This window comes from Pedobacter sp. PLR, from assembly GCF_026239675.1.
GTDB lineage: Bacteria > Bacteroidota > Bacteroidia > Sphingobacteriales > Sphingobacteriaceae > Pedobacter.
This window is the reverse complement of record NZ_JAPIVQ010000037.1, coordinates 1-550: the sequence shown is the minus strand read 5'-3', so window position 1 is coordinate 550 and position 550 is coordinate 1. Positions and strand designations below refer to the sequence as shown.

General features: G+C 40.4%; 1 protein-coding gene. It reads right to left on the bottom strand.

What is annotated here, in order from left to right:
• A partial coding sequence (locus tag OQX61_RS24245; protein ID WP_265844427.1) for a transposase occupies nt 1-550 on the bottom strand: 550 nt, incomplete at both ends.

Sequence of the window (550 nt, the reverse complement as noted above, 5' to 3'; positions counted from 1 at the left end):
ACCATCCGATCAGGAAACCAAATTGCAAGTTTTTGTGCAGTAACACCCCAATTACTTAATGGCATTGTCCACTTTTGACTGATGTTATTGTGAGCCAGGTAAATTAGTTTTAGTAGTGCCATATCAGAAGTAAATGCTCCCTTGGTTTTAGTCACCTTTCGAACCTGTCGGTGAAATCCTTCAATGGTATTGGTGGTGTAAATCAATCTGCGAATTGGAGCATCGTATCTAAAGTAGCTAGTCAATTTTGGCCAATTATTCCTCCAGGATTCGATCACCTTTTCATATTTCTTACCCCATTTAGCCTCCAGATCATCCATTCTAAGTTCAGCCTGTTCAAGTGTATCAGCTTTATAAACAGGCTTCAGGTCAACCATAAATGCTTTCTGGTCTTTAGAGGCCACATATTTCAAACTGTTGCGGATTTGATGTACCACACACGTCTGAATCTCCGTTTGAGGAAATACCGTATTTATAGCAGCAGGAAAGCCATTCAGGTTGTCAATGCAGGCAATCAGAATATCTTTTACGCCCCTGTTCTGTAAATCAG